This window comes from Pseudomonas sp. G(2018) (assembly GCF_005502415.1).
Taxonomy (GTDB): Bacteria; Pseudomonadota; Gammaproteobacteria; order Pseudomonadales; family Pseudomonadaceae; genus Aquipseudomonas.
The window spans coordinates 44,167-68,932 of record NZ_SCOO01000019.1; the positions used below are offsets into that span (position 1 = coordinate 44,167).

18 protein-coding genes are annotated in these 24,766 nt (G+C 59.4%); 12 read left to right on the forward strand and 6 right to left on the reverse strand.

The window, feature by feature from the left end; genetic code table 11:
• Positions 1 to 86: 86 nt before the first annotated feature.
• From FFS64_RS18485 to aspA, 4 genes are all read right to left on the reverse strand, one after another.
• Positions 87 to 4,688, reverse strand: coding sequence for a dermonecrotic toxin domain-containing protein (locus tag FFS64_RS18485; RefSeq protein ID WP_137806596.1), 4,602 nt, complete (start codon positions 4,686 to 4,688; stop codon positions 87 to 89).
• Positions 4,689 to 4,808: 120 nt separating this feature from the next.
• Positions 4,809 to 5,813, reverse strand: coding sequence for an asparaginase (locus tag FFS64_RS18490; RefSeq protein WP_137806597.1), 1,005 nt, complete (start codon positions 5,811 to 5,813; stop codon positions 4,809 to 4,811).
• A gap of 143 nt (positions 5,814 to 5,956) precedes the next feature.
• Positions 5,957 to 7,405 (reverse strand): sodium:alanine symporter family protein, encoded by a 1,449-nt coding sequence (locus FFS64_RS18495; RefSeq protein ID WP_137806598.1) that lies wholly within the window; start codon positions 7,403 to 7,405, stop codon positions 5,957 to 5,959.
• 438 nt (positions 7,406 to 7,843) lie between these two features.
• Positions 7,844 to 9,268, reverse strand: a complete 1,425-nt coding sequence (gene aspA / locus FFS64_RS18500) for an aspartate ammonia-lyase (protein WP_137806599.1) — start codon at positions 9,266 to 9,268, stop codon at positions 7,844 to 7,846.
• Positions 9,269 to 9,448: 180 nt separating this feature from the next.
• Between aspA and FFS64_RS18505 the strand changes: the two genes are divergently transcribed.
• From FFS64_RS18505 to FFS64_RS18525, 5 genes are all read left to right on the forward strand, one after another.
• On the forward strand, positions 9,449 to 10,366 hold the full coding sequence (locus FFS64_RS18505; RefSeq protein WP_137806600.1) for a LysR substrate-binding domain-containing protein: 918 nt from the start codon (positions 9,449 to 9,451) through the stop codon (positions 10,364 to 10,366).
• Positions 10,367 to 10,697: 331 nt separating this feature from the next.
• Positions 10,698 to 11,189, forward strand: coding sequence for a 5-(carboxyamino)imidazole ribonucleotide mutase (purE, locus tag FFS64_RS18510; protein ID WP_095194600.1), 492 nt, complete (start codon positions 10,698 to 10,700; stop codon positions 11,187 to 11,189).
• An 11-nt stretch (positions 11,190 to 11,200) separates the two neighbouring features.
• A complete protein-coding gene (locus FFS64_RS18515) occupies positions 11,201 to 12,283 on the forward strand; it encodes a 5-(carboxyamino)imidazole ribonucleotide synthase (protein ID WP_137806601.1) in 1,083 nt (360 codons plus the stop codon).
• Positions 12,284 to 12,390: 107 nt separating this feature from the next.
• A complete protein-coding gene (locus tag FFS64_RS18520; RefSeq protein ID WP_137806602.1) occupies positions 12,391 to 12,636 on the forward strand; it encodes a GlsB/YeaQ/YmgE family stress response membrane protein in 246 nt (81 codons plus the stop codon).
• A gap of 87 nt (positions 12,637 to 12,723) precedes the next feature.
• Positions 12,724 to 13,260 (forward strand): DUF3299 domain-containing protein, encoded by a 537-nt coding sequence (locus FFS64_RS18525; RefSeq protein WP_137806603.1) that lies wholly within the window; start codon positions 12,724 to 12,726, stop codon positions 13,258 to 13,260.
• Positions 13,261 to 13,311: 51 nt separating this feature from the next.
• Here the strand turns inward: FFS64_RS18525 and FFS64_RS18530 are convergent, their stop codons facing one another.
• Positions 13,312 to 14,211, reverse strand: a complete 900-nt coding sequence (locus tag FFS64_RS18530; protein ID WP_137806604.1) for a D-hexose-6-phosphate mutarotase — start codon at positions 14,209 to 14,211, stop codon at positions 13,312 to 13,314.
• 69 nt (positions 14,212 to 14,280) lie between these two features.
• Positions 14,281 to 14,685, reverse strand: coding sequence for an acyl-CoA thioesterase (locus FFS64_RS18535; RefSeq protein ID WP_007896491.1), 405 nt, complete (start codon positions 14,683 to 14,685; stop codon positions 14,281 to 14,283).
• 364 nt (positions 14,686 to 15,049) lie between these two features.
• Here FFS64_RS18535 and FFS64_RS18540 point away from each other — a divergent pair, with 364 nt between their 5' ends.
• The 7 genes from FFS64_RS18540 to FFS64_RS18570 all read left to right on the forward strand — a co-directional run bounded on the left by FFS64_RS18540 (position 15,050) and on the right by FFS64_RS18570 (position 24,670).
• Positions 15,050 to 16,348, forward strand: a complete 1,299-nt coding sequence (locus tag FFS64_RS18540; protein WP_137806605.1) for an MFS transporter — start codon at positions 15,050 to 15,052, stop codon at positions 16,346 to 16,348.
• Between the two features lie 188 nt (positions 16,349 to 16,536).
• Entirely contained in the window at positions 16,537 to 17,535 is a 999-nt protein-coding gene (locus FFS64_RS18545; protein WP_137806606.1) for a phosphate ABC transporter substrate-binding protein PstS family protein, read from the forward strand.
• A 237-nt stretch (positions 17,536 to 17,772) separates the two neighbouring features.
• Complete coding sequence (locus FFS64_RS18550; protein ID WP_137806607.1) at positions 17,773 to 20,055, forward strand: ABC transporter permease subunit; 2,283 nt, start codon at positions 17,773 to 17,775, stop codon at positions 20,053 to 20,055.
• A 15-nt stretch (positions 20,056 to 20,070) separates the two neighbouring features.
• Positions 20,071 to 21,741 (forward strand): phosphate ABC transporter permease PstA, encoded by a 1,671-nt coding sequence (gene pstA / locus FFS64_RS18555; RefSeq protein WP_137806608.1) that lies wholly within the window; start codon positions 20,071 to 20,073, stop codon positions 21,739 to 21,741.
• Positions 21,742 to 21,856: 115 nt separating this feature from the next.
• The gene (gene pstB / locus FFS64_RS18560) at positions 21,857 to 22,690 is read left to right on the forward strand and encodes a phosphate ABC transporter ATP-binding protein PstB (RefSeq protein WP_137806609.1); all 834 of its coding nucleotides are present in this window, start codon (positions 21,857 to 21,859) and stop codon (positions 22,688 to 22,690) included.
• 127 nt (positions 22,691 to 22,817) lie between these two features.
• Positions 22,818 to 23,579 carry a phosphate signaling complex protein PhoU gene (gene phoU, locus FFS64_RS18565; protein ID WP_095194608.1) on the forward strand — a complete coding sequence of 254 codons (762 nt, stop codon included), beginning with the start codon at positions 22,818 to 22,820 and terminating at the stop codon, positions 23,577 to 23,579.
• 167 nt (positions 23,580 to 23,746) lie between these two features.
• A complete protein-coding gene (locus FFS64_RS18570) occupies positions 23,747 to 24,670 on the forward strand; it encodes a response regulator (protein WP_137806610.1) in 924 nt (307 codons plus the stop codon).
• The last annotated feature ends 96 nt before the right edge of the window (positions 24,671 to 24,766 follow it).

Here is a 24,766-nt window from a genome sequence, read left to right on the forward strand (position 1 = left end):
ATTCTCGGTTACGTGTTGCCGTGACTCAGCGCCCTTACGGTGGCAAGGGCGTTGGATGTCGCCGGATGTTCATAACCTCTGTTTTCTTAGCCCGCGTTGAAAAACAGCGCCTGAGCCTGTTCAAGGCCAATCATGCTGCGGTAGTAGGCCAGTTGTTGTGCAGCATTGAGTCCTTTGGGGGTATCTGCGCTCAGCCCCAGACTTTGCTCCTTCGGGGTTTTCAAACGACCGTAGAGAAAGACCCTGGCAGGCACCCACGAAGTGGAATACAGGAAATGTGCGTACCAGAGAGCCTCCCCGCTTTTCTGATCACGAATCGTGTACTGATCCAGATATCGAGTCGTGCCCCCTTTGAGGCGACGTCGATTAATGGTTTTCGCAATCCTTATCTCCTGTTTGCCTTTCAGCCACTCAATGCCCGAGAGGGTGGGCGGTTGTTCCTTGATCAGCTTCAACATATTGAGGGTGGCTTGCTGGTAGAGGTTCTGCGAAGCGGCCTTGAGCGCTTTATTGACTTGTGCGGCCGGGGTGGTACTGCTCTCGGTGGCATTGTTGTCGGTCAACGCTTGCTCGATGCTGCTGCTGACCTGTTCCAGCTTCAGGGCATGTTGGTGAAACAGGTACTCAATGCCGAAAGGTGAGCGCCCCGGTTGTTTCGTTAGTTCGGCCATGCGTGCATTGAAAGCAGGGAGTCCTTCGAGCAGCGCCTGGCCTTGGTCGACACTGTTCACCAGATCCGGCGTTACTTCTGCGGTCGAGGCAACATCCACGTGTCTAACCCAGACATCCGAGTCTTTGCGATGGAAGGTTGCTATGACCTTGTCGGTGAGCGGTGAAGTGATGTCGACCAGATCAGTTTCCAACCCTTGGGAGGTAAGACGCGGCTCACCGATGAGTACCCCGTTGTAACGTGTGCGGATGAATTTTCTTTTTGGCCTTGGCGGTTGCACAGGGAGGGAGGGGCGAGCGCGTATCGCATCTCTTTCTTCGAGTACCACGACCAGCTTGTGCGCGGCGCGGTCCTTGAATCCATTGAGCTGTTGGCGCAGGCGTGTGACCGGTGCTTCAAGGACATCCTCGGCGTTCACAGTGTTGAAATCCATCAAGCGTTCGTCGATGACATTGAATTGTTCGATCAGGTTGTTGAGGGTATCGATTCGTTCGTCGAGGCGATTGACACTGTGTTCTTCCAATGTGTCCCGCAAGACTTGAACGGCCATGTCGGCGTTATCGACGATCTTGTCCAGGCTGGACCACGCGTCTGCCATCGTAGCCACGGTATGTTCGGGCAGGCACAGGTTGCGCGCGATTGTTATCTGGAGTGCCTTGAGATCATCGACGGTATACGAAGGCAGAAGTTGTTTGGTCTGCCGGATCAAATGCATCCCTTCCTTTTCAAAGCGCCTGAGTTCCACGGCCGCCGATTCGATAGTCCCCAGACGGGTGATCATGTCCTGACTCATTTCACTCATTTGCCGAGCGTCTTCGAAATGACGATCCTGTGGGCTCTCAGCCTGACGCTCGATTTGCTTCAAAACAGTTCGTACTTTGGGGGTGAAGGTGGTGAGGGTTTCCCGGATACCGGCATGGATGAGTTCCAGTTGAGCTTTCAGGTAGCGAAGCGACTTCTGCTGAAAGTCCGCAGTGGGCGAGAAGATCTGCAGTGATTTGAGATCATTCAGGGCTGTTGCGTATTCCGCTCGCTGGGACTCCAGCTTTTGCAGATACCGTTGGCGCATGGCTTGAGCGGTCTGGGTAGTGGCGCGGGTCATCGCCTGATGGGCCTGTTGCAACTCCGTTTGCATGGCTGCTTTACGGCTTTCGAAGACTGTCAGCTTTACACGCCTTTCGTTGGCTTCGATGGTGGCTTGAGCGCGGGCCAACCTGGACAAACTTGGCCATCCGCCACCACGCAGGCGCAGGCGTGTATCGACAAACCATTCACCCCGCGCGTTGTTGATCAGGGCCGGACCCCATCGCGAGGGTTGGCTGGCGTCGATGATGGCGACGTTGCCGCTGTCATCCACCGAGACTTCGAACCATCGCTGTCCCACGGGGGCGTACCATTTCCGGTTGAGTCCATAGAGATGCTTGTGGGCTCCTTCCTCGGTGTGGGCGGTGCCAAGTCCCTCGGGCCGGTTAATTTTTAAGCGGTCCAGTACCGTCCTCAAGCTGCCGGGCGTTCGATTCACCGCGCCACTGATATTCAAGGTTTGCTGGAAGCTGGATACCTCATGGGTGGTGGTACCGACCAGTTGTTTGACACTGACCTTCACTGTTTCGGGTGTCTTGTCGATGGTCGGTTCAATCACCGGCTCATCGTTCGCCAGGCGTTTGCCCGATGGGCCCTGGGTCGCGATATGCAGCGCGATCGCCATACCCAGATTGAGCAATACATCGGCGAAGGCGGCCCATTGCGCCTGTTTGTCGTCCCGCTCGTGTGCGTCATGCAACGCTTGCAACTGGTCCAGGACTTGCCAGATCCAGGCGCCGATGCCCACGGTGCGTCCCAAAAAAGGCAGGACGGTGTTGAACACTAACCAGCCAGCCCGTTTGAAACTGGCCCAACGGCTTTCGGCGTTCGATACCGATTGGCGATTGGCGAGTTCAACCAATGCATCCGTGTTGGCCTTGAACAGGGCTGCGAACAGATCACCCTCCAGGGCTTTTTGTCCCAGGGCGATTGGCCCGGTCATGGTCGTGAGCGCTGTGCTATCAACCAGAAACTTGATAGCCGCCCATGGCGATGGCAGGGAACCCGGAAAAACGTAAGCGGCGTAGTCGCTACGCACATCGTCCGGTAACCACGCCAGCACAGACTCCCGCAGACTGGCGGATTGCTGTATGGCATACACCAAATTGGAGGGGGAAGGGTATTGGGTCAATGGCTGGTCGAGCATGGGCCGATACAACAGGCATGGGCCGGCGGTCGGGTCCTGGGGGCCAATCACAAACATGTTGGCGACCACATCCTGGGAGTCGTCTTCTCGGCGTTTCGGAACGAAAGCCAATGGACGAATTACGATGGCCTGACCTTCGACCATCCGATCAGCGACCACGGGCTCCATCGCGGCGGCGACATAACGGTACCCGCGTGCGTCGATCCCGGCCTGCTCGCGGATCTTGCATTGCAAGGCCAGCAACGGTAACTGGATTCGCAAATGCTGGGCATACAACGCTTGTCGACGCATCGACTCTTTCGGGTCATCAAGCAACTTGTTCCTGATCAAGGCCGGGTAGGTGCTGCCGATGTCCGCTTTGCTGACGAGCCCTTCCACATACCCCACGGTCATCCATTCGGGGAGCGTTTTACCGTCGGTGGTGTGAAGGGACTTGTCACCTGACGGGAGGGCAATGAGGTTCTGCAAGGCGAGATCGGCAGCGCTGAAAATGGAAATGTCGAACTTGCCCGGAACGACAAATGTTCCCCAAACGACAAGGCTGCGGACGCGAATCTCCACGGCGGCCAGGTCCGGCTGTACGACACCCGGATGGTCTTTGTCCATTTCGGCTTTCATGGCATCAATGGCGTACTGCTCGATAGGCGGGATGCCATCCAGATAGGACTGGCCTGCGTTCTGGCTGTGCAGCACCGCCAGGTCCTTCAAGTGTCGGGAATAGTTGTTCAGGTCCGGGAGGGAAGCCGATCCGAGCCAGTCAGGCAGTGCGTCTTTAAACCATTCCAGCCCTGGGCCTGCGGTTTTGCTGGCGGCACTGGATTCTGGAGCGAGGAGCGGTTTGTGCGGATGGGTGTGCCTGAGACTGGCGAAATCAAGAGCGCCGATAATATCGATTTGGACCGATATCAATGCGCAAGCCTGATAGTCGAAGACGTTGCTGCCGGGCTCCACCAACCGCCACTGAATTTGCTGGTGAGGTACTGATTTGACGTGATCGGGCAGCGATGCACCCAGCGCCTCCAGGGTGTCGAATTTTTCATAACCCTTGAGCAGCGAATGAGTGAGGATGACCGTGCGATTCTGCTGTTTGCCGATCAGCACCACGATCGACGCCTCGTTCCAATGGATCGTCTCCTCGTCGGTTATCAGGTCGATAGCAACCAGGTAGGCTTTGCATTGATACGGACCGGCAACCTCACTTGTTGCCAGTTCCGGCGTGCGGAACAAGGTGCGTGCCATGTTGCAGTCATCGTTACTCCATCCGTTGACGCGATCGACATTCCATACATTGCGCAATATGTTCGAAAGTTCGTGCCAGCGGGGGCCGGAGGTGCCTTCGGCCTTGTTCCAGAACTCCAACTGTTGTTCCTGAAAGGCCTTGAGCATCACAGGCGCCAGCAGATTGATCATTTTCGCGATTTCATCGATTCGCACCGGCAGATGAATCGCCGGTTCGGCAATCGGCTGCTGGGTCAGGAAATGCTCGCCCTCGATGTACAGGGCCGGAACCGCATGCACCGTCAGATTGGCAAGAATTTCAGTCAGCGCCTGGTAGCGGATGGGGCCGGCAACGATTTCATCGTCGAAGATCTCCCATGAGGGCGTACCGACCATGGTGATACTCGGATCGAGATCCAGCGCTGGATACAGTGTTCGCAAAGACTGGCGCAGCACCACCGCTGCAACATCTGTCAGGTCGGGGCCGATGCTGAGTTGAGTGATCAGTGCGTCGATGACGTTCTGGTGGGAGGGGGTTTGTGGTGTGGTCGTTGAATCGGCTGTACTCATTGTGCATCCCTGCATTTCAAAGTCATGGAAGTTGCCCGAGGACAAGCCTCGGGTTTTTCCATGCTAGGGAGCCATCAGCCAGGGAGGGTGGTAATTAATTACCCCTCAATATTTGTAGCGTCAGCTCAGTTCACCGCACAAATCCAGCTCGACCAGGCGGCGCACTTCGGCGCTATCGAGGCTGGCACCTGACAGCGCATGCAACTTGCCGAATGCAGCCTCACGGGTCATGCCACCGCCGGAAAGCACACCGGCGCCGCGCAACCGGCTGCCAGCCTCATACACATCCAGCTCGACGCCGCCCTCGTGGCATTGAGTCACGGCAACCACAACCACGCCCTTGTCCCGCGCCCGTTCCAGGCTGGCGAGAAATTCGGGGTTGTCGCTCGGCCCGGTACCGCTGCCGTAGCACTCCAGCACCAGACCTTGAATGCCGCTATCAAGCAGGCCATCCAGGATCTTGGCACTGATGCCGGGAAACAACGGCAGCACCGCGATATTCGCCAGTTGTCTACGCTGGTTGTAGTTCAACGCTGCGGGCAGTGAAGTGGCCTTCACGCCACCGCCCTGACGCTCCAGGCGCTTGAACGGATGTCGACCGAAACTGCGCACCTTCGCGCAGCGGGTCGGGTCCAGCAGTTCGCCGTGGAAATACAAATGCACACCCGGGGCCAGACCTTGGCCAAGGGCAACCAACGCACCGCCGAGGTTTTCCCAGGCATCGCTGTCAGTGACGCCGGCCGGCAGCATCGAGCCGGTGAAGCAGACACGGGCGTGCATGCCCAGCAGTTGAAAGCTCATGGCTGCTGCGCTGTAGGCCAGGGTGTCGGTGCCGTGCAGGATCAGCACGCTGTCACAGCCCTGAACGTCCACGGCGTCGACCACCGCTTCACGCAGTTGCTGCCAGTACGATGGGGTCATGTTGGCGCTGTCGATCAGCGGCGACATCTCGCGAAAGCGCCACTGCGGCACCACCCGTTCAGGCTGGCTGTGCAGGTAGTCGCGCATCCGCGCTTCGAAACCGGATGCCGGGGCCAGGCCATTGGCGCTGGCTTGCATGCCGATGGTGCCGCCGGTGTAGAGCACCATGACGTTTTGCGCGGCGGGGTAAGTCGAGGAATTCATGGAGGCTCTCCGAAAACGATGACTTCCCTTGTGGGAGCAAGCCTGCTCGCGAATGCGGTGTATCAGCCGGCATCATTGCAGTCTGACACTCCCTCTTCGCGAGCAGGCTCGCTCCCACGTGGGATTTTGCGCACTTTAACCGATCAGCGTTGCGCCGCGGGTACACCTTGCGGCTGAGCTTCAGCCTTGGTGGCTGCCGGTGGGTTGGCCGGCCAGGCTTTGAGATCCAGGTCCAGATCCGGGAACTTGCTCGAATCGAAGACGGGCGTTTCGATGCCGGCAGCGCGTTGATCATCGTAGTCACGCAGGATTCGCATACCAACCTTGAACAGCAGGAACAACGCGATCAGATTCACGAACGCGAGCAGGGTCATGGTGATGTCGGCAAAGGCGAAAACGGTGCCGAGGTTTTCGATGGCGCCCCAGAAAATCAGCAGCAGTACCAGCGCGCGGTAGCCGATCAGCGCCTTGCGGTTTTCACCGATCAAAAAGCGCAGGTTGCTCTCGCCCAGGTAGTAGTTATAGAGGATCGACGTGAACACGAACAACGCCAGAGCCACGGAGATGAAACTTCGGCCCCAGTCACCGACCACGGCGGCCAGGGAGTTCTGGGTCAGGGCAATGCCGTCGCCTTCGAAACCGGGGGTGTAGAAGCCCGAAAGCAGAATCAGCAGCGCGGTGCAGGTGCAGATCACGAAAGTGTCCAGGAATACGCTGAATGCCTGGACCACGCCTTGCGCCACCGGGTGTTCGACTGACGCGACAGCGGCGACGTTCGGCGCACTGCCCAGGCCCGCTTCGTTGGCAAACACGCCACGCTTCACGCCCATGATAATCGCGCTGCCGATCAACCCGCCGAAGGCCTGGTCGAGACCGAAGGCGCTTTTGACGATGGTCATCAACATGCCCGGCACCTGATCGAACTGCAGCACGATCACGTAGAGGGTCACGCCGATGTACACCAGGGTTTTCACCGGCACCAGCAGGTCGGCGACCTTGGCGATACGTTTGATCCCGCCGATGAACACCAGGCCCAGCAGCACCGCCAGAGCGATACCGGTGTAAGTCGTGTCGAGGCCGAAGGCATTGTTCAGCGAGTGGGTCACGGCATGGGATTGCAGGCCGTTGAAGGCGAAACCGAAGGTGATCAACAGCAGGAACGCCATGATCATCCCCAGCCAGCGTTTTTGCAGGCCGTGCTGGATGTAGTAGGACGGGCCGCCACGGAACTGACCTTCGGAATCGCAGCGCTTGTAGAGCTGGCCGAGGGAACATTCGAAGAAGCTGCTGGACATGCCGACCAGCGCGGTCACCCACATCCAGAACACCGCACCGGGCCCGCCAAGGGTCACGGCGATGCCGACACCGGCGATGTTGCCTGCGCCGACGCGGCCGGCGAGGCTGAGCATCAGGGCCTGGAACGAACTGAGTTGACCGGCGCTGCTGCGCAGGCTGTCGCGGAACACCGCGAACATGTGGAAGAAGTGGCGCAGTTGAACGAAACGCGAGCGGATCGTGAAGTAGCTACCGAGCCCGACAATGAGCACGATCAGTACTTTCCCTGAGAGGAAGTCGTTAATGACTTCGAGCATGGATTATTCCTCGCTGTTTTTTGTGTAGGCAAATGCTGGCCGGGCAGACACATCGTGTTACACCCGTTGGCGCGCGGCACAACAGGCGGGTCGATGTTCGTCCCGGTTTCATATCGCGGGTTTGTTATTAGTTCGGGTTTCGCATGGGTTGTGGCCTCGCTACCGACGACCGCTCACGCGAAGAGGGGCGGCACTATACCGATGCTTGTCTGTGGGAGCGAGCCTGCTCGCGAAATCGGTGTAAATGACAGCATCGATGTTGGAGGTGATGGTCTCTTCGTCGGAACGCCGCCCGGAGCCGGCTCGCTCCCACAGGGTCTGTGTTTACCTATAAAAAGTTAAAAAAAAAGGGCCTGGAGAGTGATCTCCAAGCCCTCAAAAGGTGAGAGGTGTCTAGTCCCTCGACCTGGTGAGCGGTGCTACAAATATCGCGCAGGATCAGGCTTTAAGCGGAACCAGGCGCGGAGCAATCATGTTTTCCGGGCGCAGGATGTCGGCGAGCATGGCGTCGTCGAGCAAACCTTCTTCGCGCACCAGTTCCAGCACGCCGCGGCCGCTTTCAAGGGCGATACGGGCGATGCGGGTGGCGTTTTCATAGCCGATGTACGGGTTCAGCGCGGTGACCAGACCGATCGAGTGCTCGACCAGTTCACGGCAGCGCTCTTCGTTGGCGGTGATGCCGGTGATGCAGTGCTCGCGCAGCATGTCCATGGCGCGTTGCAGCAGGCGGATCGAATCGAGGATCTTGAAGGCGATCAGCGGCTCCATCACGTTCAGTTGTAGTTGGCCGCCTTCGGCCGCCATGGTCAGGGCCAGGTCGTTGCCGATGACCTGGAACGCAACCTGGTTCACGGCTTCCGGGATCACCGGGTTGACCTTGCCTGGCATGATCGAGCTGCCTGGCTGACGCGCCGGCAGGTTGATTTCGTTGATGCCGGTACGTGGGCCGCTGGACAGCAGGCGCAGGTCGTTGCAGATCTTCGACAGCTTGACCGCGGTACGCTTGAGCATGCCGGAGAACAGCACGAAGGCGCCCATGTCGGAGGTGGCTTCGATCAGGTCGGCGGCTGGAACCAGTGGTTGACCGCTGATCAGGGCCAGACGCTGGACGGCCAGGTGCTGGTAACGAGGGTCGGCGTTGATGCCGGTGCCAATCGCCGTACCGCCCAGGTTCACTTCGGTCAGCAATTCCGGAGCCAGCGTCTTCAGACGGGCCAGGTCTTCGCCCAAGGTCGTGGCGAAAGCGCGGAACTCCTGGCCGAGGGTCATCGGCACGGCGTCTTGCAGTTGGGTACGACCCATTTTCAGAACGTGTGCGAATTCTTCACCTTTGGCGGCGAACGACTGGATCAGGCTGTCGAGGCTGGCCAGCAGCGCGTCGTGACCCAGCAGCAGACCCAGACGGATCGCGGTCGGGTAGGCGTCGTTGGTCGACTGCGCCATGTTCACGTCGTTGTTCGGGTGCAGGTATTGGTACTCGCCCTTCTGGTGACCCATGGCCTCCAGCGCGATGTTGGCGATGACTTCGTTGGCATTCATGTTGGTCGAAGTGCCAGCGCCGCCTTGAATCATGTCCACCACGAACTCTTCGTGGAAATCACCGCGGATCAGACGGGCACAGGCTTCGCTGATGGCAGCGTGCTTGGCTTCGCTCAGGTGACCCAGCTCGCGGTTGGCGTCAGCGGCGGCTTGTTTGACCATCGCCAGGCCGACTACCAGCTTCGGGTAATGCGAAATCGGAACGCCGGAGAGACGGAAGTTATTCACCGCTCGCAGGGTCTGGATGCCGTAATACGCTTGAGCCGGTACTTCGAGTACGCCAAGCAGGTCTTTTTCTGTGCGGAATGATGCAGCGGAGGACATGATAGAAATCATCTCGATATGGACCCGGTCTGTGCCGGAACACTGCAAATGCTAGGCTTGTGGAGAATTTTGGGCCAATGCTGTTAAACACTGCCCTATGCATATTCGGCATAATGCCTATGTGACGCCGCGTTCGCGGCGAGCGTGTGACCTAAATTGGTGCGTGTCCGGGAGGGCGTGATGAATCTGGAAAGTAAATGGCTGGAGGACTTCAGTGCCCTGGCCGCCACCCGCAGCTTCTCCCAGGCGGCGGAACGGCGCTTCGTGACCCAGCCGGCCTTCAGTCGGCGGATCCGCAGCCTCGAAGCCGCGCTGGGGCTGACGCTGGTCAACCGCTCGCGCACACCCGTCGAGCTGACGGCTGCGGGGCAGTTGTTTCTGGTCACCGCGCGAACCGTAGTCGAACAGCTGGGCGAAGTGCTGCGTCATCTTCATCATCTGGAAGGCGGGCAGGGCGAAGTGATGCAAGTCGCCGCTGCGCACTCGTTGGCGCTGGGCTTCTTTCCGCGCTGGATCGCGCAATTGCGAAACGAAGGCCTGAATATCGCCACCCGGTTGGTGGCGACCAACGTCGGCGACGCGGTGCATGCGCTGCGTGAAGGGGGGTGCGACCTGATGCTGGCGTTCTACGACCCGGATGCGGCGATGCAGATGGACCCGGAAATCTTCCCGTCACTGCACCTTGGCCAGACCGAAATGCTGCCGGTGTGCGCGGCGGACGCCAACGGCAAACCGCTATTCGATCTGGAAGGCGAGGCCAGCGTGCCGTTGCTGGCCTATAGCGCTGGCGCGTTTCTCGGGCGCTCGGTCAATGTGCTGCTGCGCCAACGGGCGCTGCGCTTCACCACCATCTACGAAACCGCCATGGCTGATAGCCTCAAGAGCATGGCCCTGGAAGGCCTCGGCATTGCCTGGGTGCCGCAGCTCAGCGTGCGCGCCGAACTGACTCGCGGTGAACTGGTGGTATGCGGCGGTCCGCAATGGCATGTGCCGCTGGAGATTCGTCTGTACCGGTGCGCGTTGGTGCGTAAAGCCAACGTGCGGTTATTGTGGCGCAAGCTTGAGGGTGGGGCTGCGCATGGCACGACCGGTTCCTGAAGTGAATAATTTATCCTGTGGGAGCTGGCTTGCCAGCGATAGCGGTCGGCCAGTCATCATCAATGTTGGCTGTGCCGACGCCATCGCAGGCAAGCCAGCTCCCACAAGGATTTACGGTTAGCCGGTGCTGACCTTCGGGTCAATAAAACCGGTGCTTTGCGCCGTATGACAGATGGTCGCGACGGGGGCTGTTTATCTGCCGTATTGCGGTATACTGCGCGGCCTTCGGCCGGTTACGACCGGCCATAATTCGTACATTCAAGCCACGCACATTGCGTGGCTTGTTGTTTTTTGACGCGCCTGCGGGCGCCCAGAGAGAAGAGGCACGACGATGAGTGCACTGGTTGGCGTGATCATGGGCTCCAAGTCCGATTGGTCCACCCTTAGCCACACCGCCGATATGCTGGAAAAGCTCGGCATCCCTTACGAGGTGAAAGTGGTTTCTGCCCACCGCACCCCGGACCTGCTGTTCCAGTACGCTGAAGAGGCCGAGGCGCGTGGCATCGAGGTGATCATCGCCGGTGCCGGTGGCGCGGCCCACTTGCCGGGCATGTGTGCGGCCAAGACCCACCTGCCGGTACTGGGCGTGCCGGTACAGTCGGCGATGCTCTCGGGCGTCGATTCGCTGCTCTCCATCGTGCAGATGCCGGCCGGCATTCCGGTCGCCACCCTGGCCATCGGTAAGGCCGGCGCGATCAACGCAGCGCTGCTGTCGGCGAGTATCCTTGGCGCCAAGCACCCGCAGTTCCACAAGGTGCTGAAAACCTTCCGTGCTGAACAGACAGACAGCGTCCTGGAAAATCCAGACCCACGCATCGCCTGAGGTTGTTGACGATGAAGATCGGTGTAATCGGTGGCGGCCAGTTGGGTCGCATGTTGGCGCTGGCGGGCACTCCGCTGGGCATGAACTTCGCTTTCCTGGACCCGGCGCCAGACGCTTGCGCCGCTGCACTGGGCGAACACCTGCGTGCCGATTACGGCGATCAGGATCACCTGCGTCAGCTGGCCGATGAAGTCGATCTGGTGACTTTCGAATTCGAGAGCGTTCCGGCGGAAACCGTAGCGTTCCTCTCGCAATTCGTTCCGGTCTACCCGAGCGCCGAAGCCCTGCGTATCGCCCGCGATCGCTGGTTCGAAAAGAGCATGTTCAAGGACCTGGGGATTCCGACCCCGGCGTTCGCCGACATTCAGTCCCAGGCTGACCTGGACGCCGCCGTGGCTTCCATCGGTCTGCCGGCCGTACTCAAGACCCGTACCCTGGGTTACGACGGCAAGGGCCAGAAAGTACTGCGCACCGCTGAAGACGTGGTTGGCACGTTCGCCGAGCTGGGCAGCGTGGCGTGCCTGCTGGAAGGCTTCGTGCCGTTCACCGGCGAAGTCTCGCTGATCGCCGTGCGCGCTCGCGATGGTGAAACGAAGTTCTACCCGCTGGTGCACAACACCCACGATAGCGGCATTCTCAAGCTGTCCGTGGCCAGTACCGACCATCCGCTGCAAGCCCTGGCCGAAGACTACTCCAGTCGCGTACTCAAGCAGCTGGACTATGTCGGCGTAATGGCATTCGAGTTCTTCGAAGTCGACGGTGGCCTCAAGGCCAACGAAATCGCCCCGCGAGTACACAACTCCGGGCACTGGACCACCGAAGGCACCGAGTGCAGCCAGTTCGAAAACCACCTGCGGGCGGTGGCTGGTCTGCCGCTGGGTTCGACCGCCAAGGTCGGCGAAAGCGCAATGGTCAACTTCATCGGCAAAGTGCCGGAGACCGAGAAAGTCCTGGCCATCGCCGATTGCCATCTGCACCACTACGGCAAGGCGTTCAAAATCGGTCGCAAGGTCGGTCACGCCAACCTGCGTTGTGCAGACCGCGAGACGCTGGCCGCGCAGATCCTCAAGGTCGAAGCGCTCATCGCCGAGTAAAACAGTTTCATGTGGCAGCGGCGGAACCATTGCGTAACCGCCGTTCTCTCATGGCAGGATGCCAAAGTCTGACTAGGCTATAACCAACCAAATCAGAGGGAAATGCCATGGGAATTATCGGAGCCATCTTTATCGGCTTGATTGTCGGCCTGCTGGCGCGGTTCCTGAAACCGGGCGATGACAACATGGGCTGGATCATGACCATCCTGCTCGGTATCGGCGGTTCGTTGGCGGCCACTTACGGCGGCCAGGCCCTGGGCATTTACCAGGCCGGTCAAGGTGCCGGTTTCATCGGTGCGCTGGTCGGCGCCGTGGTATTGCTGGTGATCTACGGCCTGATCAAAAAGAACTGATTCACGCGACAAGGCCCTCTCTGACAATCGTGCGGGGAGGGCTAGAATGCTCGGCGTTTTACGTCCTTTCCTTTACCGAGCACTTCCATGCGCCGTCTTTTGTTGACTCTTCTTTTCCTGGGCACGGGCCTTGCCCACGCCGGTGAATTGCCGGAAACCGATTGGCTCGAACTGATGCCCAAGTCGGACCAGAAAGCCCTCGAGGCTATGCCCGAAATCGACCACAGCTCCCCCGAAGCCAATGGCACCTTTACTGAAAAGGGCGGCATGAAGCAGAGCAAAGGCCTGCCGGCGGTGATGTATTCGACCAAAACCGTGCCATCGATGAACGACAAGAACATTCGCCTGGGCGGTTATCCGGTGCCGCTGGAAACCGATGCAAAGGGGCACAGCACGTTGTTCTTCCTCGTGCCTTATCCAGGCGCCTGCATCCACGTGCCGCCGCCACCGCCCAATCAACTGGTGCTGGTGCGTTATCCCAAGGGCTTGAAGCTCAATGATATCTACACGCCGTTGTGGGTCACGGGGACGCTGAAGATCGAGAAGGTCAGCAACGACCTGGCGGACGCGGCCTATGCGCTGGATGCGGCGAAGGTGCGGGTGGTGCAGGAATCAGACCTGTAGACATTCAAACTGTGGGAGCGAGCTTGCTCCCACATTGGTTTTTGGTGCTGCTTATAGAGATTTGCTGGCGATGCTCACGCCCAGGGTATGGCTGGCTCCCGGCGCCAGCGCCACCACATCCGCCATCACATTCGCTGTCTCGATGCACAGCATGCGCTGCCAGCCATCGTCAGCCATGTCGCTGAATGCCACGGCGCGGTCGATCCATGGGTTCCAGATCACCGCTGAGCGCGAACCGGTACTGGTCAGCTCGATGCGCCGTTCCCAGGTCGGGTCGACGATACTCAGTTTTGCCGGAGGATCGAGGTAGATGCGGTCGGTTTCGCCGGTAAAGTGCAGATCACCGGTCTGTGTGACGGTTTTCCAGTTGTCCAGCGTCTCGATGTAGTTCAAGCCGTCCACACCTTCGACATGCACGTTGCGCACATCGCTGACGGCGAAATAGCTGTGCAGTGCCTGGCTGATGGTCACTGTTTCAGCGCCTTGGTTGTGGCTGGTCAGGCTGATGTGCAGTTGTTCGTCCAGGCGAATGCTCAGCTTCAAGTCCACCTGATGCGGCCAGCCTGGCAAGCCTCCTTCAGGGTAGGGCAGGAGGAATTCGACCTTCAGGCTTTCGCCCTCGACTTCGATACCTCCCAGTTCCCAGTCCATCGCCCGCACCAAGCCATGAGCGCTTGGCGGCTCGTTACCGACGCGCATCGCCTGCACACTCTGCGGATTGCGCGAGAAGTTGCCGAACCACGGCCAGCACACCGGCACACCGGCGCGGATGCTTTTGCCGGCCTTGAACACGGCCTCGTCATTGAGCCAGATCACTGGCGGTTCACCAGCCAATTGATAACTGAGGATGTGCGCGCCTTGCTGGGCCACCAGTAATTCGGCCTGACCGTGGCGGATGCGCCAGCAGTTCAGTTCATCCAGTTTCACGGCTTCAACGTTGGGCGTGCTCATGGGACAGCTCTCGATCAGTAACAGGACTGCAATGGACCGTAAAACGGTCGCCGGGTTTAACGAGGCTCTTTAACGGGCGCGAGGCGGAACCGAGCGAGTGCGGCCGCTGCCATCGATGGCGACGAATACGAACACCGCTTCGGTGACTTTGCGCCATTCGCTGGACAGCGGATCGTCGCTCCAGACCTCGACCATCATCTGGATCGAGCTGCGGCCGATTTCCAGTGCCTGTGTATAGAAGGAGAGCTGGGCGCCCACCGCCACCGGTACCAGAAACGCCATGCGGTCGATCGCCACCGTGGCCACGCGACCGCCGGCTACCTTGCTGGCCATCGCGGTACCCGCCAAATCCATCTGCGCCACCAGCCAGCCGCCGAAAATATCGCCAAAGCCGTTGGTTTCGCGGGGAAGCGCGGTGATTTGCAGGGCCAGGTCGCCTTGCGGGATCGGATCTTCTTGTTCGAGCTCTATCATGCCGGGGGTGCCTCTGACCCGTGACTCTTCATTGGTAATGCCTGGTGGTAGCCGTCTTCAGGAAAAACGATTCAGCACCGAACATACTACGTTCGTCACGTTTTCCATAAGGCGCCTAAAGGGAAACTCTGCGAAATCGCCTATGAACCTGACAGGCGTTTTCGCACAGCAACCCTTGCAAGCCATTGCACAGTTACGAGTATATCGGTCGGTAGACTCCGATACGACCGTCCGGTTCTCATTTTGACCGTCAAATACGCGCCTCTATGTGCTTTTTCGAACAATTTGCTATCGTGCCGGACCTGCCCAAGCCCTTGCCAGCGTTGTTGGGGCGGCAGACCTGACTATAAGAGAAGCCCTTGCCATGACCACAGCGCCCTCGAGTATCGCGCAGCCTTCACAACCAGCACGTCCATTGACCCGTAGCGACTACAAGACACTTTCGCTGTCGGCCCTGGGTGGCGCGCTGGAGTTTTACGACTTCATCATCTTCGTGTTCTTCGCCACGGTGGTGGGCAAGCTGTTCTTCCCGGCGGACATGCCCGAGTGGCTGCGCCTGATGCAGACCTTCGGCATCTTCGCCGCCGGTTACCTGGCGCGGCCGCTGGGGGGCATCGTGATGGCGCACTTCGGCGACCTGCTGGGGCGCAAGAAGATGTTCACCCTGAGCATTTTCATGATGGCGGTGCCGACCCTGATCATGGGGCTGCTGCCGACCTATGCGCAGATCGGCATGTGGGCGCCGATCCTGTTGCTGCTGATGCGGGTGATCCAGGGCGCTGCGATCGGCGGTGAAGTGCCCGGCGCCTGGGTCTTCGTTTCCGAACACGTGCCGCAACGCCATATCGGTTATGCCTGCGGCACCCTGACCAGCGGCCTGACGGCGGGTATCTTGCTGGGTTCACTGGTGGCCACGGCGATCAACAGCGTTTATACCCCGGCGGAAGTCTCGGATTACGCCTGGCGGATCCCGTTCCTGCTGGGCGGTGTGTTCGGCCTGTTCTCGGTGTACCTGCGCCGCTGGCTGCACGAAACCCCAGTGTTCGCCGAACTGCAACTGCGCAAGGCCCTGGCCGAAGAAGTGCCGCTGCGTGCGGTGCTGCGTGACCATCGTGGTGCTATCGCCATTTCCATGCTGCTGACCTGGCTGCTGTCCGCTGCCATTGTGGTACTGATCCTGATGACCCCGACCGTGTTGCAGACGGTCTACCATTTCTCGCCAACCACGGCCCTGCAATCCAACAGCGTGGCGATTGTGCTACTGAGCTTTGGCTGCATCATTTCCGGTGCCCTGGCGGATCGCTTTGGTGCGGGGCGAGTCTTCGTGATCGGTTGTACCGCGTTGCTGGCCAGCTCCTGGACCTTCTATCACAACCTGGCTGACCACCCGGACTGGCTGTTCCCGATGTACGCCGTGACCGGCCTGCTGGTGGGCACCATCGGTGCGGTGCCGTATGTGATGGTCAAGGCCTTCCCGCCGGTGGTGCGCTTCAGCGGCCTGTCGTTTTCCTACAACGTTGCCTACGCGATTTTCGGTGGCCTGACGCCGATGATCGTCAGCCTGCTGCTCAAGGAAAGCCCGATGGGGCCGGCGTATTACGTGGCGGTGCTGTGTGGGGTGGGGATTCTGGTGGGTGCGTATCTCTGGAAGAAAGGGCGCTAATCCGACCCTTTACATTAACTGCACTGTCGCCTTCGCGAGCCTGCTCGCGAAGAACGATAACGCGGTATCCCGTCAAAACATCAAATACTGGCCTTTCATCCAATTGTCATATTTCAGCCATAGAGTGTTCACACGGCCTGCTGATACTTGGCCCCGACTTAACACACCCTATCTGCTAGGAGTAAGGCATGAAACTGAAGCGTTTGATGGCGGCAATGACTTTTGTCGCTGCTGGCGTTGCGACTGCCAACGCGGTTGCCGCTGTTGACCCTGCTATCCCGAGCTACACCAAGATCACTGGTGTGTCGGGCAACCTGTCCAGCGTCGGCTCCGATACCCTGGCCAACCTTATGACCCTGTGGGCTGAGAACTACAAAAAAGAATACCCGAACGTCAACATCCAGATTCAGGCTGCCGGTTCGTCTACCGCGCCACCCGCGCTGACTGAGGGCACCGCTAACCTGGGCCCGATGAGCCGCAAGATGAAGGACACTGAGCTGCAAGCCTTCGAAACCAAATACGGCTACAAGCCAACCGCTATCCCGGTTGCAGTGGACGCCCTAGCTGTATTCGTACACAAAGACAACCCGATCCAGCACCTGACCATGGAACAAGTCGACGCGATCTTCTCGTCCACTCGTCTGTGCGGCGCTAAAACCGACGTGAAAACCTGGGGCGACCTGGGTGTGACCGGTGACCTGGCCAACAAGCCGGTGCAACTGTTCGGTCGTAACTCGGTATCCGGCACCTACGGCTACTTCAAGGAAGAAGCCCTGTGCAAAGGCGACTACAAGCCAAACGTCAACGAACAACCAGGTTCGGCTTCGGTCGTGCAGTCGATCAGCTCCTCGTTGAACGGCGTCGGTTACTCGGGCATCGGCTACAAGACCGCTAGCGTGAAGACCTTGGCCTTGGCCAAGAAAGGCGGCACTGACTTCATCGAAGACACCGAAGAAAACGCCCTGAACGGCAAGTACCCGCTGTCGCGCTTCCTGTACGTTTACGTCAACAAGGCCCCGAACAAGCCTCTGGCCCCGCTGGAAGCCGAGTTCGTGAAACTGATTCTGTCCAAACAGGGTCAGGAAGTTGTAGTGAAAGACGGCTACATCCCACTGCCAGCCAAGGTTGCTGCAAAAGCACTGGCTGACCTGGGTCTGCAAGAAGGTAACAACGTCGCAAAAAAGTAAAACCCTAGGTCCGGGGTTCACCCCGGACCTGTAGGAGCGAAGCTTGCTCGCGAAAGCGGTGGTTCAGTCACCATTGATGTTGAATGTACTGACGCCTTCGCGAGCAAGCTTCGCTCCTACAAATGCCGGTGCGCCGGCCCCCAAATTCTCTGTCCGCTGCCAGTACCCGCTGGCGGCGGATTTGTTGCGTCACTGCACTGTCATCTTTCTGTCATACAGGATCGCTAGGGTGTGCGAATGAATGATCTGGCCAATTCCACAATGACTACAAATCCCCCCAAGCGAATTGATTTCAATACGCCTGAGCTACAACGCAAGCGCCGCATTCGCGCGCTCAAGGATCGCCTGACTCGCTGGTACGTCCTCGTGGGCGGTCTCGCCGTTCTGGCGGCGATCACGCTGATTTTCTTCTTCCTTGCCTACGTGGTCATGCCCCTGTTCCAGGGTGCCAGCCTGACGGCCAAGGACGCCATCACGCCTGCCTGGATGCAAGATGCCGGCAAGCCGTTGATGTTTTCCCTTGAAGAGCAGAACCAGGTCGCCATGCGGGTTTCCGACAAGGGCCAGGCACTGTTCTTCGATATCGACAGTGGCGCTGAACTCAAGCGCGTCGATCTGCCGGTTCCTGCGGGCGCCAGCGTAACGTCCATTGGTGAAGATCAACCCGGTCACCCGCTGGTCGCCGTGGGCTTTTCCAACGGTCAGGCCCTGGTGTTCCGTCACACGTATAAAGTCAGCTATCCGGACGGCAAGAAAACCATCTCGCCGGCCATCGAATACCCTTACGGCGAAACCCCGATCGCGCTGAACGAAGCCGGCGGTGCGCTGGAACATGTCAGCCTTAATGCCAACGATTCGACCCTGATGCTGGTCGGTTCCACCGGTTCGCAACTCAATGTTCTGTCGCTGACCAGCGAAGAAAACATGATGACCGGCGAAATCACCAACGAGCAGAAGCGCATTGACCTGCCGCAGATGAACGAGCCGGTGAAGAACATCTTCGTCGACCCGCGTCAGCAGTGGCTGTACGTGATCAATGGTCGTGCCCAGGCCGATGTGTTCAGCCTGCGCGACAAGAGCCTCAACGGTCGCTACAAACTGCTGGAAAACGGTGACGCTGAAATTACCGCCAGTACCCAGCTGGTAGGTGGTATCTCACTGATCCTCGGTGATTCCAAAGGTGGCCTGGCCCAGTGGTTCATGGCTCGCGATCAGGATGGCGAGCAGCGCCTGAAGCAAATCCGTACCTTCCAGATGGGCACCACGCCGATCGTGGAGATCACTGCCGAAGAGCGTCGCAAGGGCTTCGTTGCGCTGGATGCATCCGGCAAGCTTGGCGTGTTCCACAGTACCGCGCACCGCACCTTGCTGGTGGATCAGGTGGTCGAAGGCCAGGGCCTGTTCGGCCTGTCGCCTCGAGCCAACCGTGTGATCGTGGAAGCCGGCGGCAAACTACAGCCGTTGCTGCTGGACAACCCGCACCCGGAAGTGTCGTGGAGCGCGTTGTGGGGCAAGGTCTGGTACGAGAACTACGACGAGCCTAAATACGTCTGGCAATCGACCGCTGCCAACTCCGACTTCGAACCGAAACTGAGCCTGTCGCCGCTGACCTTCGGCACCCTGAAAGCTGCGTTCTATGCCATGTTGCTGGCCGCGCCCCTGGCTGTCGCCGCTGCGATCTACACAGCGTACTTCATGGCCCCTGGCATGCGCCGCAAGGTAAAGCCGGTGATCGAGTTGATGGAAGCGATGCCGACGGTGATCCTCGGTTTCTTCGCCGGTCTGTTCCTCGCGCCTTATGTGGAAGGGCATCTGCCGGGCATCTTCAGCCTGCTGATGTTGTTGCCGATCGGCATTCTGGTCGCCGGTTTCACCTTCAGCCGCCTGCCTGAATCGATCCGCCTGAAAGTCCCTGACGGCTGGGAAAGTGCCCTGCTGATTCCGGTGATCATGTTCGTCGGCTGGCTCTCGCTGTACATGAGCCCGTACATGGAGAACTGGTTCTTCGGCGGCGACATGCGTATGTGGATCTCCCACGACCTGGGCATCACCTACGACCAGCGCAACGCACTGGTGGTCGGCCTGGCCATGGGCTTTGCGGTGATCCCGAACATCTACTCCATTGCCGAAGACGCCGTGTTCAGTGTGCCGCGTGGCCTGACCCTCGGCTCCCTGGCGTTGGGTGCCACACCGTGGCAGACCATGACCCGCGTGGTGATTCTCACCGCCAGCCCGGGCATCTTCTCGGCGCTGATGATCGGCATGGGCCGTGCGGTGGGTGAAACCATGATCGTGCTGATGGCCACCGGCAACACCCCGGTCATGGAAATGAACCTGTTCGAAGGCCTGCGCACCCTGGCCGCCAACGTCGCGGTGGAAATGCCGGAGTCGGAAGTCGGCGGCAGCCACTACCGGGTGCTGTTCCTCTCGGCGCTGGTGCTGCTGTTGTTCACCTTCATCATGAACACCCTCGCGGAACTGATTCGTCAGCGTCTGCGCAAGAAATATTCGTCGCTTTAAGAAAGGTAGAAGTCTGTGAAACAGAACTCCCTGAAAGGATGGTTCAAGAGCGGCGCCCCAGGCGTCTGGATCAGCGGTGGCGCGGTGTCCATCGCGGTCATCATGACCATTGGCCTGCTGGCGGTGATTGCCGTACGCGGCCTGGGTCACTTCTGGCCGGCGGACCTGATCCACGCCAGCTACAACGTGCCGGGACAGAGCCAGCACCTGGTCGTTGGCGAAGTGGTGCAGAAAGAAGAAGTGCCCCGTGCGCGTCTGAAGAGCGCAGGCTTGCCGGTGCCGGATGAAGGCCCGGAATTCATGACTCGTGAGCTGATCAAGGTCGGCAACCGTGACCTGAACGGCACCGACTTTACCTGGATCGTTGGCGAGTGGCTGACCAACCAGAAAACCCCGGTCGAATTGATGGCGCTGGAGCGTCGCGAGTGGGGCAACTTCTACGGTTACCTGGTCAACGTCAAACAGGACGGCAAGGTGATTGCCGAAGGCGAAGCTGCTTGGCCCGAGCTGCAAGCGCGGATCAACCGCGTGAATCAGCTGGCGGCGCAACTCAAGACCCTGGAAAAGGTCGACATCGGCGCGATCAACGCCGGTCTCGAGCGCATCCGCCTGCACAGCCGCAAACTGGAACTGGAAGGCAAGCTTGATCCAGCCGCGCAAGCGGACATGGAATCCGAGCGTGCCGAACTCAATGCTCGTTACCAGGACATCGAGGCCCGTCTGGGCGATCTGCACGCGCAGTTCAACCGCGACAGCCTGACCGCCCGTGATGCCAACGGCAAAGAAATCGAAATCAGCCTCGGTAAAGTGGTTCACGCCTATCAGCCTAACGCCATGGGCACCTTCACCAAGATTGGTTTCTACTTCAGCAAGGTCTGGGAATTCCTCAGCGATGACCCGCGTGAAGCGAACACCGAAGGCGGGATTTTCCCGGCGATCTTCGGCACCGTGATGATGACCCTGATCATGGCGATGATCGTGACCCCGTTCGGCGTGCTGGCGGCGGTGTACCTGCGTGAATACGCCAAGCAGAACACCCTGACCCGGGTTATCCGCATCGCGGTGAACAATCTGGCGGGCGTTCCGGCTATCGTTTATGGCGTGTTCGGTCTGGGCTTCTTCGTCTATGTGCTGGGTGGCTCGCTCGACCGTCTGTTCTTCCCTGAAGCCTTGCCGGCGCCGACCTTCGGTACGCCAGGGCTGCTGTGGGCTTCGTTGACCCTTGCGCTGCTGGCGGTGCCGGTGGTGATCGTGGCCACCGAAGAAGGCCTGGCGCGGATTCCTCGCACCGTGCGTGAGGGTTCGTTGGCCCTCGGCGCGACCAAGGCCGAAACCTTGTGGAAGATCGTGCTGCCTATGGCCAGCCCGGCGATGATGACCGGCATGATCCTCGCCGTGGCCCGCGCCGCGGGTGAAGTGGCGCCGCTGATGCTGGTGGGTGTGGTGAAACTGGCGCCGTCGCTGCCGGTGGATGGTAACTACCCGTACTTGCACCTGGACCAGAAGATCATGCACCTGGGCTTCCATATTTATGACGTCGGCTTCCAGAGCCCGAACGTCGAAGCCGCGCGGCCGCTGGTGTACGCCACGGCGCTGCTGCTGGTGCTGGTGATTGCGACACTGAACCTGTCGGCCGTTTATATCCGTAACCACCTGCGCGAGAAGTACAAGGCGCTGGATAGCTGATTGATAAGCCACAAGCGGCAAGCTACAAGCGGCAAGTAAATGCTGCATGCCGCTTTTGCTCAAAAACTTGCAGCTTGCAGCTAGAAGCTTGCAGCTACGAACGGAGTGAGACCCCATGCAGCACGAAGCACATACCCACGGCATCAACATGTCGGCCCTGGGTCGCGACAAACAGAGCCTGAGCCTCGAGCAGGAAACCGTGGCTATCGAAGTGCCGGGCCTGAGCCTGTACTACGGCGATAAACAAGCGCTGTACGACGTCAGCATGAACATCCCGAAACAGCGCGTGACCGCCTTCATCGGTCCGTCCGGCTGCGGCAAGTCCACGCTGCTGCGTACCTTCAACCGTATGAACGACCTGGTCGATGGCTGCCGCGTCGAAGGCGCAATCAACCTGTACGGCAACAACATCTACCGCAAGGGTGAAGACGTAGCCGAACTGCGTCGTCGTGTCGGCATGGTGTTCCAGAAGCCGAACCCGTTCCCGAAAACCATCTACGAAAACGTGGTCTACGGCCTGCGCATTCAGGGCATCAACAAGAAGCGCGTACTTGACGAAGCGGTTGAGTGGGCGTTGAAAGGCGCGGCGCTGTGGGACGAAGTCAAAGACCGTCTGCACGAGTCGGCACTGGGCCTGTCCGGTGGTCAGCAGCAACGTCTGGTGATTGCCCGCACCATCGCCGTGGAGCCGGAAGTGCTGTTGCTCGACGAACCTTGCTCGGCACTCGACCCGATCTCGACGCTGAAAGTCGAAGAGCTGATCTACGAACTGAAATCCAAGTTCACCATTGTTATCGTGACCCACAACATGCAGCAGGCCGCGCGGGTTTCGGACTACACGGCGTTCATGTACATGGGCAAGCTGGTTGAATTCGGCGACACCGACACCCTGTTCACCAATCCGGCGAAGAAGCAGACCGAAGACTACATCACAGGACGGTACGGCTAGCCGTACAGCCGCAAGCGTCAAGCTGCAAGCGGCAAGCGGCAAGAGAGAAACGGTGCGATTTCAGGACTTGTACATAACTGCTTGAAGCTTGCAGCTTGAAGCTTGCAACTTTCGCGGAGCGAAATAGATGATTAGCAAAGAAGGCCTTACCCATCACATCTCCCAGCAGTTCAACGCTGAGCTTGAGGAAGTGCGCAGCCACCTCCTGGCCATGGGCGGGCTGGTCGAGAAGCAGGTCAACGACGCGGTGACCGCACTGATCGAGGCCGACTCCGGCCTGGCCCAGCAGGTGCGCGAGATCGACGACCAGATCAACCAGATGGAACGCAACATCGACGAAGAATGCCTGCGTATTCTGGCCCGTCGCCAGCCGGCGGCATCCGACTTGCGCCTGATCATCAGCATCTCCAAATCGGTGATCGACCTGGAGCGCATCGGTGATGAAGCGACCAAGATCGCCCGTCGTGCCATTCAGCTGTGCGAAGAAGGCGAAGCGCCACGCGGTTACGTCGAGGTGCGCCACATTGGCGACCAGGTCCGCAACATGGTGCGCGATGCCCTGGACGCCTTTGCCCGTTTCGACGCCGACCTGGCGTTGTCGGTGGCGCAGTACGATAAGATCATCGACCGCGAATACAAGACTGCCCTGCGTGAGCTGGCGACCTACATGATGGAAGACCCACGCTCTATCTCGCGGGTCTTGAGCATCATCTGGGTGCTGCGTTCGCTGGAGCGCATCGGTGACCATGCGCGCAATATCTCGGAGCTGGTGATTTACCTGGTGCGCGGCACTGACGTGCGCCACCTGGGCCTTAAGCGCATGAAGGAAGAAGTTGAGGGAACAAGTGGTGAAACCGCTAATGTTCCGGGCAAAGCTGACGATAAGTAAGGTTGCCCCAGGACGCGCCCGGCCCTTTGGCCGGGCGTTTTTGTTTGTGGCTTACGAATTCGAAAAGCAGCACCCGCGAACGAAAAGTGCCGGCGTGACTGAAGGTTTTTGGCAAAGTGCCATCAGCAAAGCGGTATGCTTGCCGGGATTTTTTAAAGGGGTTATGGATGAGTAAGGTCAGTGTATTGGTCGTGGACGATGCCTCGTTCATTCGTGACCTGGTAAAAAAATGCCTGCGTAACTATTTCCCGGGCATGCGGATCGAAGACGCCGTCAACGGCAGGAAGGCTCAGGCCCTGCTAGCTCGGGAAGCGTTCGACCTGGTTCTGTGCGACTGGGAAATGCCGGAAATGTCCGGCCTGGAACTGCTGACCTGGTGCCGTGAGCAGGACAATCTCAAAGGCATGCCGTTCGTCATGGTGACCAGCCGTGGCGACAAAGAGAACGTCGTCCAGGCGATCCAGGCCGGGGTATCCGGTTATGTCAGCAAGCCATTCACCAACGAGCAACTGATTACCAAGGTCAAGCAGGCGCTGCACAAGGTCGGCAAGCTCGACTCCTTGATGAACACCGCCAATACCAAAACCAGCTCGGCATTCGGCAATGACTCGCTGAGTGCATTGACCGGTGGCAAGGCCGCCGTGGTGGTGCCCACTGCACCTGCACCCGCGCCTGCTGCGGCAGCCGCCCCAGCCCGTGGTTTGCTCAACAGCCCACCGGTCAAGGCACCGGTAGCCGCTGCGGCAGCCGTGGGAGGGCGTGGCCAGGGTCAACTGCGCTTGCCGAACGGCATTCAGCAATGCGTGATCAAGGCCCTGAGCCTCAAGGAAGCGCTGCTGGTGGTCAAACGTGCCGACACCCTGCCGCAAGTACTCGACAGCGCCGTACTCGACCTGGAGCAGGGCGACAACGCCGAAACGGCGCGCCTGAACGGCTACCTGCACGCCATCGTCGCCCACGAGCAGAAACCTGACAGCGAATGGTTGCAACTGACCTTCCGCTTCGTCGATCAGGATGCGCAGAAGCTTGATTACATCTCCCGATTGATTGCCCGGGGCACGGCGCAGAAGCACTTCATTCCGGGCGCGTAATCTTCGTCGCCTGGCTGTCCGTCTTCGCGAGCAAGCCCGCTCCCACTTTGGAATGCATTTCAACTGTGGGAGCGGGCTTGCTCGCGAAGGGGCCAT